At 61.6% G+C, this 13417-nt stretch carries 9 protein-coding genes; 6 read left to right on the forward strand and 3 right to left on the reverse strand.

All coding sequences use genetic code 11. From position 1 onward, the window contains the following. Window positions 1–85: 85 nt before the first annotated feature. Window positions 86–2413 carry a Tex family protein gene (locus DBR00_RS03915; RefSeq protein ID WP_108538017.1) on the reverse strand — a complete coding sequence of 776 codons (2328 nt, stop codon included), beginning with the start codon at window positions 2411–2413 and terminating at the stop codon, window positions 86–88. Between the two features lie 225 nt (window positions 2414–2638). Between DBR00_RS03915 and ompR the strand changes: the two genes are divergently transcribed. From ompR to DBR00_RS03930, 3 genes are all read left to right on the forward strand, one after another. Next, window positions 2639–3373, forward strand: coding sequence for a two-component system response regulator OmpR (gene ompR, locus DBR00_RS03920; RefSeq protein ID WP_108489613.1), 735 nt, complete (start codon window positions 2639–2641; stop codon window positions 3371–3373). A gap of 95 nt (window positions 3374–3468) precedes the next feature. Then, complete coding sequence (locus tag DBR00_RS03925; protein ID WP_108489614.1) at window positions 3469–4782, forward strand: ATP-binding protein; 1314 nt, start codon at window positions 3469–3471, stop codon at window positions 4780–4782. 66 nt (window positions 4783–4848) lie between these two features. Then, window positions 4849–8619 carry an EAL domain-containing protein gene (locus DBR00_RS03930; protein ID WP_108489615.1) on the forward strand — a complete coding sequence of 1257 codons (3771 nt, stop codon included), beginning with the start codon at window positions 4849–4851 and terminating at the stop codon, window positions 8617–8619. 83 nt (window positions 8620–8702) lie between these two features. Here the strand turns inward: DBR00_RS03930 and rimK are convergent, their stop codons facing one another. Then, a complete protein-coding gene (gene rimK / locus DBR00_RS03935) occupies window positions 8703–9608 on the reverse strand; it encodes a 30S ribosomal protein S6--L-glutamate ligase (protein WP_108489616.1) in 906 nt (301 codons plus the stop codon). After that, window positions 9605–10039, reverse strand: a complete 435-nt coding sequence (locus DBR00_RS03940) for an ATP-dependent zinc protease (RefSeq protein WP_256582965.1) — start codon at window positions 10037–10039, stop codon at window positions 9605–9607. The genes rimK and DBR00_RS03940 overlap by 4 nt, the downstream gene beginning before the upstream one ends. A gap of 130 nt (window positions 10040–10169) precedes the next feature. Here DBR00_RS03940 and DBR00_RS03945 point away from each other — a divergent pair, with 130 nt between their 5' ends. The 3 genes from DBR00_RS03945 (at window position 10170) to DBR00_RS03955 (ending at window position 13366) form a co-directional block, all read left to right on the forward strand. Next, the gene (locus DBR00_RS03945; protein WP_108489618.1) at window positions 10170–10601 is read left to right on the forward strand and encodes an RNA-binding S4 domain-containing protein; all 432 of its coding nucleotides are present in this window, start codon (window positions 10170–10172) and stop codon (window positions 10599–10601) included. Window positions 10602–10778: 177 nt separating this feature from the next. Then, window positions 10779–11666 carry an Hsp33 family molecular chaperone HslO gene (gene hslO / locus DBR00_RS03950; protein WP_108489619.1) on the forward strand — a complete coding sequence of 296 codons (888 nt, stop codon included), beginning with the start codon at window positions 10779–10781 and terminating at the stop codon, window positions 11664–11666. 158 nt (window positions 11667–11824) lie between these two features. After that, window positions 11825–13366 (forward strand): phosphoenolpyruvate carboxykinase, encoded by a 1542-nt coding sequence (locus DBR00_RS03955; protein ID WP_108489620.1) that lies wholly within the window; start codon window positions 11825–11827, stop codon window positions 13364–13366. The last annotated feature ends 51 nt before the right edge of the window (window positions 13367–13417 follow it).

Below are 13417 nucleotides of genomic sequence, written 5' to 3' on the forward strand. Positions count from 1 at the left end.
GGGCGCAGTGCTTTTGCATCCGGGCGACGCGGCAGGGGCGGGCGCATGGCCCACGGACATAATGGTTATGTCCGTGGGCGCTGGCTTATTTCTTCAGCTGTTTGGCATTGGCAAACAGCGCCGCCATGCCACCGCTGGCCGGCGCGGGCTTATCCTGGCTGGAGTGGCGTTCGCTGCGCGGCGCATTGCCGGCAGGTTTGCCACCTCGGGATTGACCCCCGCGCGGGCCTTCGATTTTCTCGCCGGGGGTATCGCCCATGCGCATCGACAGAGCGATGCGGTTGCGTGGGATGTCGACTTCCATGACCTTGACCTTGACCACGTCGCCGGCCTTGACCGCCTCGTGCGGGTCCTTGATGAACTTCTCCGACAGCGCCGAGATGTGCACCAAACCGTCCTGGTGCACGCCGATGTCGACGAAGGCGCCAAAGTTGGTCACGTTGGTGACGACGCCTTCGAGCATCATGCCCAGTTTGAGGTCGCTGAGGGTTTCCACGCCTTCCTGAAACTCGGCAGTCTTGAACTCCGGGCGCGGGTCGCGGCCGGGTTTCTCCAGCTCGCTCAAGATATCGCCGATGGTCACCAGGCCGAATTTATCGTCGGTGAACTGCTTGGGATCAAGGCGCTTGAGGAAGGCCGAGTCGCCGATCAGCGAGCGGATATCGCGGCCGGTGTCGGCGGCGATGCGCTGCACCAGTGGGTAGGTTTCCGGGTGCACGGCGGAGGCGTCGAGCGGGTTGCTGCCGTTCATCACGCGCAGGAAGCCGGCGGCCTGTTCGAAGGTCTTGTCACCCAGGCGCGGCACCTTAAGCAGGTCGGCGCGGCTGTTGAACGCGCCGTTGGCGTCGCGGAAGGCGACAATATTCTGTGCCAGGGTGGTGTTCAGCCCGGAGATGCGTGCCAGCAGGGCGGCGGAGGCGGTGTTCACATCGACGCCGACGGCGTTTACGCAGTCCTCGACCACCGCATCCAGCGAGCGCGCCAGCTTGAGCTGCGACACATCATGCTGGTACTGGCCGACGCCGATGGATTTCGGGTCGATCTTCACCAGCTCGGCCAGCGGGTCCTGCAAGCGACGGGCGATGGACACCGCGCCACGCAGCGACACGTCCATGTCCGGGAATTCCTTGGCAGCCAATTCGGAGGCCGAATACACCGAAGCGCCGGCCTCGGACACCATGACCTTGGTCAGATTCAGGCCTGGCAACTTTTTGATCAGGTCTGCGGCCAGTTTGTCGGTCTCGCGGCTGGCGGTGCCGTTACCGATAGAGATCAGGTCGACTGCGTGTTTGGCGCACAGCTTGGCGAGGATCGCCAGGGTGCCGTCCCAGTCATTGCGCGGCGCATGCGGGTAGACGGTGGCGGTTTCCAGCACTTTGCCGGTGGCATCGACCACGGCCACTTTGCAGCCGGTGCGCAGGCCCGGGTCCAGCGCCAGGGTGGCACGTGGGCCGGCCGGCGCGGCGAGCAGCAGGTCGTGCAGGTTGCGCGCGAAGACGTTGATGGCTTCGTCTTCTGCGCCTTCACGCAGTTCGCCGAACAGGTCAGTTTCCAGGTGGGTGTAGAGCTTGACCTTCCAGGTCCAGCGCACCACTTCGCTCAGCCATTTGTCGGCGGCGCGGCCACGTGCGCTGATGCCGAAGCGCTCGCCAATCATGCTTTCGCAGGGGTGCATGCTGCCTGGCAGCTCGTCGCCAACTTTCAGGCTGGCGCTCAAAACACCTTCATTACGGCCCCGGAAAATCGCCAGGGCGCGATGCGACGGTGCACCCTTGAACTTCTCGTCGTGCTCGAAATAGTCGCGGAACTTGGCGCCTTCGGTCTCTTTACCGGCAACCACGCGGGCGCTGAGGATGGCGTTGTCCTTGAGGAAGCTGCGCAGGCTGGCCAGCAAGTTGGCGTCCTCGGCGAAGCGCTCCATGAGGATGTACTTGGCGCCTTCGAGTACGGCCTTGATGTCGGCAAAGCCCTTTTCGGCGTCGATAAAGCGTTCTGCTTCATTTTCCGGTGTTAGCGTCGGGTCATTGAAGAGTGCGTCGGCCAGCTCGCCGAGGCCGGCCTCCAGGGCAATCTGACCCTTGGTGCGGCGCTTCTGTTTGAACGGCAGATACAAATCTTCGAGCCGGGTCTTGGTGTCGGCGAGGTTGATTTCGCGCGCGAGTTCAGAGGTCAGCTTACCCTGCTCTTCGATGCTGGCGAGGATGCTGGCGCGGCGCTCATCGAGTTCACGCAGGTAACGCAGGCGTTCTTCCAGGGTGCGCAACTGGGTGTCGTCGAGGCTGCCGGTGACCTCTTTACGGTAGCGTGCGATAAACGGCACGGTAGAGCCTTCGTCGAGCAGCGCCACGGCGGCGGCGACCTGTTGCGGGCGTACGCCCAGTTCTTCGGCGATGCGGTTGTTGATGCTGAGCATAGAAAAAGCTACCCACACTGAAACGAAAAACCGGCCACGCAGAGCACGGGCCAGACACGAAAGCCGCGCATTATAAACACTGCCCGGCAGCGTGCCGGGAACCCGTCCGGGAAAAATCTGCTAACAATGGACTGCACGTTGGCTGCGGCTCCTGAGCCATAATGGCGGCTATTACACACTGCCAGCGCGTCCGCGCCCGGCGGATGCCCGGACAAGGAGCCCTGAATGAGCAGCACTGCACTTCCCGTTGAAGGCGAGAAAATCCTGATCGTCGATGACGACGCGCGCTTACGTCGCCTGCTGGAGCGCTTCTTCGACGAGCAGGGTTATCGCGTGCGCGCGGTAGAAAACGTCGAACAGATGGACCGTCTGCTGGCCCGCGAGCTGTTTAACCTGGTGGTGCTCGACCTGATGCTGCCGGGCGAGGACGGCCTGTCCGCCTGCCGCCGTCTGCGTGAGGCGAACAACCAGGTGCCGATCATCATGCTCACCGCCAAGGGCGACGAGGCCAGCCGTATCCAGGGTTTGGAGCTGGGCGCCGACGATTACCTGGCCAAGCCGTTCAACCCTCGCGAGCTGTTGGCGCGGATCAAGGCCGTGCTGCGTCGCCAGGCTCCGGTCGTGCCGGGTGCGCCGGGTAGCGAAGACGAAAGTGTGAGTTTCGGCGAGTACGAACTGTCCCTGGCCACCCGCGAACTGAAGAAGGGTGACGAGGTACATATGCTCACCACCGGCGAGTTCGCCGTGCTTAAGGCACTGGTGCAACACGCCCGCGAGCCGCTGACCCGCGACAAGCTGATGAACCTGGCCCGCGGCCGCGAGTGGGATGCGCTGGAGCGCTCCATCGACGTACAGATTTCCCGTCTGCGCCGCTTGATCGAGCCCGATCCGTCCAAACCGCGTTATATCCAGACGGTCTGGGGCGTGGGTTATGTGTTTGTGCCGGATGGCAACAAGTAACCGCCGTAGGATGGATGACGCTTTATTCATCCTCCTCTGTTTCTGCTCGGTGGATCGATGAGGCGCGATCCACCCTACAACCGCATCGAGTCACCATGAAAACCCCTCTCTGGTTCCCGCAAAGCTTCTTCGCCCGCACGTTGTGGCTGGTGCTGATCGTGGTGCTGTTCTCCAAGGCGCTGACCCTGGTTTATCTGATGATGAACGAGGACGTGCTGGTCGACCGCCAATATAGCCACGGCGCTGCGCTGACCCTGCGTGCCTATTGGGCGGCGGACCCGGAAGATCGCACCACCATCGCCGAAGCGGCCGGGCTTACCCGCGTTCCGCATGAGCAGGTGCCGGCTACTGAACAGCATTGGCCCTATAGCGAGATTTTCGCGCGGCAGATGCAGACTGAACTGGGCCCCGACACCGAAGTGCGGGTGCGTGCCAAGAGCCCGCCGGCGCTCTGGGTGCATGCCCCTGCACTGGGCGACGATTGGTTGCGGGTGCCGCTGTATCCGCATCCACTGCGCGGTCAGCGGATCTGGAGTGTCCTGGGCTGGTTCCTGGCCATCGGCCTGTTGTCGACCGCGGCGGCATGGATCTTCGTGCGCCAGCTCAATGCGCCGCTTAAGCGCCTGGTGTTCGCCGCTCGCCAACTGGGTAAGGGCCGCAGCGTGCGGCTGCCGGTCAGCGACACGCCCAGTGAAATGACCGAGGTGTACCGTGCGTTCAACCAGATGGCCGAGGATGTTGAGCAGGCGGCCCGCGAGCGCGAGTTGATGTTGGCGGGTGTTTCGCATGACCTGCGTACGCCCCTGACTCGTCTGCGCCTGTCTATGGAGTTCCTCAACACCGATTCGGAGCTGACCGAAGACATGGTGCGTGATATCGAGGACATGGATGCCATTCTCGATCAGTTCCTCGCCTTTATCCGTGATGGCCGTGATGAGCCGTTGGAGCAGCTTGATCTGCTGGAACTGATCCGCGAGGTAGTGGCGCCCTACAACCAGAAGCAGGAAATGGTGCGCCTGTGCCTGGAGGCGGTGCCAGCCTTCCCGTTGCGCCGGGTTTCACTCAAGCGGCTGCTGGTCAACCTGATCGAGAACGCCCTGCGCTACGGCTGCAATGCCGTTGAGGTAGCGGTCTCTCTGTCGGGTGATCGCAGTGCGCCTTACGTGGTGCTGAGTGTATTGGACCGCGGTACTGGCATTGATCCGGCCGAGCTGGGCAGTATCTTCAACCCCTTTATCCGTGGTGATCGCGCCCGGGGCGGGCAGGGTGCCGGCTTGGGCCTGGCCATCGTCAAGCGCATTGCCGCGCTGCACGGTGGCAGTGTCGAGTTGCGCAACCGCTCGGGGGGGGGGCTGGAAGCGCGGGTTTGTCTGCCCTTGGGGCTGTTGCTGCCCCGCGACGCCGCATAGGGGCGCTGGCATACTGTCATCATTGAGCTGAACTATGCTGTGTCAGCGTCATGACATGAGGTCAGCATGCCTGCCGTCCCACCCCGTCTCTCCATCTGGACATGGTTGCTGCCGCTGCCATTGCTCCATACTGCCACCTGGCTTTCCCTGGCGACCCAGTTCACTGAAGGGGCGGCGCTCTGGTATCTGCCGTTTGCCATAGGACTGGTGCTGGTGCTCTGGTGGGGGCCGCGTGTGCTGCTGGCGGTTTACCTGAACGCCATGTTCGCGATACCGCTCTGGGGGCTGGATTGGCAATGGGCCCCGCTGTATGCCATTTCGGAGACACTGGGCATTGCATTAGCCTGGTGGCTCCTGCGCCTGCGTCCATTCGATCCGTCCTTGCCCGACCTCAGCCATCTGCTGCGTCTGATGATGTTGGGCGTGTTGCTACCTGCTGTGCCGATGGCGCTTGGCGTGCAGGGCAACCTCTGGCTGACCGGTTACTTACCGCTTTCGGAGTTGCTGGCCGGTAGCATCACCCTGTGGTTGGCCGACAGCCTGACGTCTGTTGCCCTGGCTGTTCCGCTGCTGGTCTATCTGACGCCTCTGTTACGTCGCCATGGCTGGCTGCGTGGCACTTCACGCAAGGGCTACAAGCGGGTGCCCGAGGTGCTGCTGCAGTTGCCGCCTTGGTCGCTGCTGCTGGTGTTGCTGCTGAGCATGCCCTGGTTGCTGGGGATGCTGCCGTTGACCCTGAATCTGCCCTTGATTGGTGTGATGATGCTGGGGTTGGCGTTGGTCTGGGGCTTTGCGGGCAGTGTCTGTGGGGCCGTATTGAGTGTGCTGATGGTCTTGATTCTGCCGCTGCTGCGCGGCATGGGTGAGACTGAGGCATGGTTTAATCCGCAGCGTCTGGAACTGCATTTCAGTGTGCTGCTGTTTATGTTGGCCACCTTACTGGTGGGACGCAGCCTCAGTGACTTGCGCCTGTCGCTGGGGCGCAGCGCGCAGATGCAGCAGCAACTGGCGTTGGCCAACCTGGCGCTGGAAGCCAGTCCGCTGGGGGTGGTGATTGCCGATGCACGGCAACCTGGCCTGCCGCTGATCTACTGCAACCCGGCGTTTGGACAGATCACCGGGTACAACCGTGCCGAGACCTTGGGCAATAACTGGAGTTTCTTGCTGGGTGACGATCGTCAGCAGGAAGCCTTCAGCCGTCTGCAGCAGGCCGTGCGTGATGGCATGCCCTGTGATGTGGTGCTGCGTAACTACCGCAAGAGCGGGCAGATGTTCTGGAACGAGCTGACGCTGGCACCCATGCGGGATGACCTGGGCATCAGCCATTTTGTTGCATTGCAGAGTGATGTGAGTGCCCGCGAACAGTTGGCCACTCAGGTGCGTTCGCAGAGTGACGAATTGCTCAGGCAGAGCTATCTGTTCAGTCAGACCGAGCATATCGCCAACCTCGGTGGCTGGGTGCTGAACATGCCGCAGCAGACCATGGATTGGAGCGCGGGCTGTTTCCGCATCTACGAACTGGATCCGAAGAACGGCACGCCCGACCTCAATAGCGCCTTGAGTTACCTGGATGCCAGCGGCCGCGTTACGGCCGAGCAGGTGCTGCAGCAGCTCATTGATGGGTTGGAGCAATTCGATATTGAAGTGCGCCTGCTGACCGCCAAAGGTAAGACTCGCTGGCTGCGCATTCGCGGTATCAGTGAGCGCGACGGCCGCGAGTTGGTGCGGGTGTATGGCGCACTGCAGGATGTCAGCGCGCGTAAATACGCCGAGCAGCAGTTGCGCGAGCGTGACGAGCGCCTGCATCTGTTTTTTGAAGCACCATTGATCGGGATGGCCCAGACCAGCCCTAACTTTGCCTGGGAAGAGGTCAATCACAAGCTGTGCAGCATCCTTGGTTGTAGCCGTGAGCAGTTAATGGCCAGCTCTTGGGAGAGTCTGTCGTTAAAAGAGGATCTGCGCATCGAGCAGCCTTTGCTTGATCAGGTGCTCATCGGTATGCGTGAAGGCTTCGAGCTGGAAAAACGCTTCCGCCGTGCTGACGGCAGTCTGGTGCATACCCGCGTCAGCCTGCGTGCCGTTCGCCACAGCACCGGGCGGGTTCGCATGTTTCTCTTGCTGGTGGAGGACATCAGCGAGCGCCTGCAGGCCGAGGCCCGCTATCGCACCCTGGTTGAGCACGCACCTGAAGCCATTGTGTTGTTTGATCTCAATGGCAATTTGGTCGAGTGCAACGAAAATGCCCTGCGCCTGCTGCGCTACAGCCGCGAGGAAATCGCCCGCCGGCGCGTATTTGATCTGAGCCCACCCAAACAGGCCGATGGCCGTCTGACCAGTGAGCTGGGCAGAATTTACCTGCGCCGGGTAATGGCCGGTGAGGCTCCGGTTTTTGAGTGGCTACACCGTGACAGCGCTGGCCGGCAGATTCCCTGCGAGGTTCGCCTGGTACGGATGCCCGGTGAGCCGATCCTGATTCGCGGCAGCCTCACCGATATTTCCGAGCGTCAGCGTTATCAGCGCGAGATCGAGCGGCTGGCGTTTAGTGATGAACTCACCGGGTTGCCGAATCGGCGCTTACTGCTTGATCGCCTGCAGCATGCGATGGACCGCGAGTTGCGTGAAAACACCTTGGGCGCCTTGTTGTTTATCGATCTGGATCACTTCAAGACAGTCAATGACAGTCTGGGTCATCTGGTTGGCGATGGCCTGCTGCGCGAAGTGACGGCGCGCCTGGCCAGCGGTCTGCGCGCTGAAGACACCCTGGCGCGGATGGGGGGAGACGAATTTGTGGTCCTGCTGGAGGGGCTCGACAGCAATGCGCAACTGGCTGCCGAGTCTGCTGCGATTACCGCCGAGAAGCTGCTGAAAAGCCTAGCCGGCACCTGCTGGATCGACGGTCATGAGCTGTCCATCAGTGCCAGTATCGGCATTGCGTTGCATCCGTTTGGCAGTCAATTGGCCTCTGATGTACTGAAGCAGGCCGATACTGCGATGTACCGGGCCAAGCAGAGCGGGCGCAATGCGCTGCATTTCTTCGCGCCAGAAATGCAGGCAGCCATCGACCAGCGCCTGCAGTTGCAGAGTGAGTTGCGCCAGGCTGTGCAGCGCAACCAGTTGCATCTGGCGTTTCAACCTCAGGTGGCCCTGAGCAATGAACGGGTGACGGGCGCCGAGGTGCTGCTGCGCTGGGTGCACCCCGAGCGTGGGGAGATCATGCCGACAGACTTTATCCCATTGGCCGAAGAAACCGGGCTGATCGAGGAGTTGGGCGGTTGGGTGCTGGAACAGGCCTGTGCCGCTTTGGCGCGCTGGTTGCCGCAGTGGCCGTACATGGTTCTGGCGGTCAACCTCAGCCCGCGAGAATTGCGTCAGCGCAGTTGCGTGACACGCGTCAGCGAATGTCTGCAGCGTCATCAGGTCCCGGCGACAGCATTGGAACTGGAAATTACCGAAGGCGTGCTGCTGGAAGAGGTCGAGCAGTGCATCAGCAATATGCAGGCACTCAAGGCGCTCGGTGTGCGTTTCGCCATCGATGACTTCGGTACGGGCTACTCCTCACTGACGTACCTCAAGCGCCTGCCACTGGATCGCCTGAAGATCGACCGCAGTTTTACCTGGGACATGGACGGTGAAGATGGCAGTGGTCTGATGCTGGTGCAGACCATCCTCGTCATCGCTCGCAACCTGGGCCTGGAGTGTGTTGCCGAAGGCATCGAAAGCCAGTGGCAACTCGACTGCCTGCGCCAGCAGGGCTGTTCATTGGGGCAGGGCTATCACTTCAGTCAACCGTTGAAAGAGGCGGATTTCCAGGCCTGGCTGGAGCAGCACCAGCTATAGGCTTGAGTATGCGTTTCGGTATCCCTGCTGTGATCTGCAGGACCGGCCCGGCCATCCTTGGCCGGCGTTCGCCTACATCCGGCTCACCCCTTGCCCTTGGTGCGGGTCAGGTGTGGGCCGCCGTTCTTCTCGATGTACTGGATGATCATTCCGGCGACATCTTTGCCGGTGGTGGTTTCGATGCCTTCCAGGCCCGGCGATGAGTTCACCTCCATCACCAGCGGGCCGTGGTTGGAGCGCAGGATATCCACGCCGGCCACGCTCAGCCCCATGACCTTGGCGGCGCGGATGGCCGTCATGCGCTCCTCTGGGGTGATCTTGATCAGGCTGGCGCTGCCGCCGCGGTGCAGGTTGGAGCGGAATTCGCCGGGCTTGGCCTGGCGCTTCATCGCCGCAATCACCTTGTCGCCGACCACGAAGCAGCGGATATCCGCGCCGCCGGCTTCCTTGATGTATTCCTGCACCATGATGTCCTGCTTGAGGCCCATAAAGGCCTCGATGACCGACTCGGCCGCCGTCGCCGTTTCACACAGCACCACGCCGATGCCTTGGGTACCTTCCAGCACCTTGATCACCAGCGGTGCGCCGTTGACCATCTGGATCAGGTCGGCGATGTCATCCGGTGAGTGGGCAAAACCGGTGACCGGCAGGCCAACACCTCGGCGCGACAGCAGTTGTAGCGAACGCAGTTTGTCCCGTGAACGGGCGATGGCCACCGACTCGTTGAGTGGAAAAACACCCATCATCTCGAACTGGCGCAGCACCGCGCAGCCGTAGAACGTCACCGACGCGCCGATGCGTGGAATGACCGCATCGAAGCCTTCCAGCGGTTTACCCCGGTAATGGATTTGTGGCTTGTGACTGGCAATGTTCATGTAGGCGCGCAGGGTGTCGATCACCACCATCTCGTGGCCCCGTAGCTGTCCGGCTTCGACCAGGCGGCGGGTGGAATACAGGCGCGGGTTGCGCGACAACACGGCGATCTTCATTGGGCACCAGAAGGGTCTGCAAGGGTGGGTTTGTTTTGTACGTAGCTCAATGCCGGGTTGACCAGTAACTGCCCGGCAATCAGCGCCTTGGAACCGAGCAACACGCGGTAGCGCATGGTTTTGCGGCAGGTCAGGGTGAACTCCACCGGCCACTCGCGTTCGCCCAGGGTCAGGGGAGTGCGGATTACATAGCGCGACTGGCTCTGGCCGTTGGAGCTTTTGATGGTCTTTACCGATACCAGCTGTGCTTCGCAGCGGTGGCGGCGTTGCACCAGGGTGCCCAGGTGCGCCGTGAAGCGTACCCAGGGTTCGCCATCGCGATCGAACGGCTGGATCTCACTGGCGTGCAGGCTGGACGTGCTGGCGCCGGTGTCGATCTTGGCGCGCAGGCCAACCATGCCCAGCTCCGGCAGGTTTATCCATTCGCGCAGGCCAATTACGCCCAGTTGGTCAAAGGTCTTCAAAAGGTAGTTCCAAGCTATTTGCGGGCATTCTAGTTGGCACGTGTGACAACTGCATCAGGCAAAATGTCCGTCTCACGGCGTGATCAGCGAGGATCGGATGAGCGATAAAAATGAAGACGACAAGGTGCGTCTGGACAAATGGCTGTGGGCGGCACGCTTCTATAAAACCCGCGCCTTGGCCAAGGCGGCCATCGAAGGCGGCAAGGTGCATCACCGCGGTGAGCGCTGCAAGCCAGGCAAGGAGCCGAAGGTGGGCGATGTCTATGTGATCCGCACCGGTTTCGAGGAGCGCAGCGTGGTGGTGCAGGCGCTCTCAGTGGTGCGCCGGGGCGCGCCAGAAGCGCAGGCTCTGTATGCCGAAACGGCTGAGAGCATCGTGCGTCGCGAGCAGGCCGCCGCCCAGCGTAAGGCAGGCGCATTAGGCATGCAAACCGAGGGGCGGCCGAGCAAGAAGCAGCGCCGGCAGATTCACGACTTCAACGAGCGGCAGGACGGCGGCCTGCGCCATCCCTGGGTGGATGAGGAGTGATTCAGCGCTCGTAAAGGTTCCACGCTGTGTATATACAATCAGGCCATTCTTGCCAGCAGCGGTGGCCTTCTGCGGCCGTGATAGCTTCTTCCCGCAGGACCGATAGATAAGAGGCGCTTGGTCGGCTGGGCGTTTGCGCCTAAAATCGCCGGCCGAGTCACATTCAGTGAAGTTGGCATGTCTGATTTTTCTCAACGCTTCTTGTTCGACGACAGCGATATCCGCGGCGAACTGGTCGGTCTGACCGACAGCTACAGCCATGTGCTGGCCAAGCACACCTACCCGCAACCCGTCGCCCAACTGCTGGGTGAGCTGCTGGCTGCTGCTGCTTTGCTGATTGGCACCCTGAAATTCGAGGGCCTGCTGATCCTCCAGGCTCGCTCCTCCGGTGCCGTGCCCTTGCTGATGGTTGAATGCTCCAGCGAAGGCGAGTTACGCGGTATCGCCCGCTACCACGCCGAGCAGATTGCTGCCGATGCCAGCTTGCGCGAGTTGATGCCCGATGGCGTGCTGGCCATGACCGTCGACCCGAAATCCGGGCAGCGTTATCAGGGCATCGTCGATCTGGAAGGCGACACCCTGGCCGACTGCCTGACCAATTACTTCGCCACCTCCGAGCAGTTGCCTACCCGCTTCTGGCTTAGCGCCGATGGTCAGCGTGCTCGCGGCCTGCTGTTGCAGCAGTTACCGGCCGACCGCCTGAAGGAGGCCGATGAGCGTGAAGCCAGCTGGCAGCATGCCATGGCTCTGGCCGATACGCTGAAGGCCGAGGAACTGCTCGGTCTGGATAACGAAACCCTGCTGCACCGTCTGTATCACCAGGAAGCCCTGCGCCTGTTTGATCCGCGTGTCCTGCAGTTCCGCTGTAGCTGCTCGCGTGAGCGCTCCAGCCGTGCCCTGATCAGCCTGGGACAGGCCGATGCCGAGGCGCTGGTGCAGGAGCATGGCGGCAGTGTGGAAATCGACTGCCAGTTCTGCAACGAGCGCTACCTGTTCGATGCGGCGGATGTACTGCAATTGTTTATTGATGGCAGCATCGATGCGCCGTCAGACACGCGCCACTAGGCGTGCGGCTCTAAAACGAGGCGTGGAGAACTGATCAGAGGCTGCACCCGCAGTTTAGTTTTTCTGGCATAATCCGCGCACTTTTTCGCTGTAGTAGTGCTCTCTTTTCTACTACAAAACGTTCGGAAGACTCGGCCACGTGGCCGACGGGGACCCACATGACGCAAGCCAACAACGCCGTGTACACCGACATCAGCGCTGCCCAACTGGTCGAAGAAGCCCTTCGTCGCGGTGAAGGCGAGCTGGCCGCCAATGGCTCGCTGGTCGTACGCACAGGCCATCGCACGGGTCGTTCTCCGGCTGACCGCTTCATCGTGCAAGAGCCGAGCACCGAGGCGAAAATCGCCTGGGGCGCAATCAACCGCCCGTTCCCGGCTGACAAGTTCGATGCTCTGTGGGACCGCGTGCAGGCATTCTCCGACGCTCAGGACAGCTTCGTGTCCTACGTTCATGTAGGTTCTGCCGATGCGCACTACCTGCCGGTCAAGATGACCACCGCCACCGCCTGGCAGAACCTGTTCGGCCGTTGCCTGTTCATCAATCCGGAGCAGTACAACCCGGCTGGCAAAGACGAGTGGCAAGTGCTCAACGTCGCCAACTTCGAATGCGTACCGGAGCGTGATGGCACCAATTCCGATGGCTGCGTGATCCTCAACTTCGCCGCCAAGAAAGTCCTGATCGCCGGCATGCGTTACGCCGGTGAAATGAAGAAAGCCATGTTTAGCGTGCAGAACTTCCTGCTGCCGGACGCTGACGTGCTGCCGATGCACTGCGCCGCCAACATCGGCGAAGAAGGCGACGTGACCCTGTTCTTCGGCCTGTCCGGCACCGGCAAGACCACCCTGTCCGCTGACCCAAGCCGCTACCTGATTGGTGACGACGAGCACGGTTGGGGCGTAGGCGTGGTGTTCAACATTGAAGGCGGTTGCTATGCCAAGTGCATCGACCTGTCCGAGAAGAACGAGCCGGTGATCTGGAAAGCCATCCAGTTCGGCGCTGTCCTGGAAAACGTGGTCCTCGACGAAAACCGCGTACCGAACTACGCCGATGACAGCCTGACCCAGAACAGCCGCGCGGCTTACCCGCTGGAGCTGGTCGAGAAGCGTTCCGAGAAGAACCTGGGCGGCGAGCCGAACGCCGTGATCTTCCTGACCTGCGACCTCACCGGCGTACTGCCGCCCGTGTCGATCCTCAATGAAGAGCAAGCGGCGTACCACTTCCTCTCCGGCTACACCGCGCTGGTGGGTTCCACCGAAATGGGTTCGGGCGGCGGCATCAAGTCGACTTTCTCCACCTGCTTCGGCGCGCCATTCTTCCCGCGTCCGGCTGGTGAATATGCGGAACTGCTGATCAAGCGCATCCGCGGCTTTGGCTCCAAGGTCTACCTGGTCAACACCGGCTGGACCGGCGGTGGCTACGGCGTTGGCAAGCGTTTCAATATCCCAACCACCCGTGGCGTGATTGCAGCGATCCAGAGCGGCGCGCTGATCGGTGCCGAAACCGAGCTGCTGCCAATCATCAACCTGAGCGTGCCGAAGTCGGTGCCGGGCGTTGAAACCAACCTGCTCAACCCGCGCAACACCTGGGAAGACAAGAACGCCTACGACGAAGCAGCGAAAGGTCTGGCCGGACTGTTCATCGAGAACTTCAAGAAGTTCGATGTCAGCGATGCCATCAAGAACGCCGGCCCGCAGCTCTAAGTTGTAACGGCTGCATTGAAAAAACCGCCGTTATCGGCGGTTTTTTTTTTT

The sequence above is a fragment of the Pseudomonas sp. HMWF032 genome, from assembly GCF_003060885.1.
In the GTDB taxonomy this organism is placed as follows: Bacteria; Pseudomonadota; Gammaproteobacteria; order Pseudomonadales; family Pseudomonadaceae; genus Aquipseudomonas.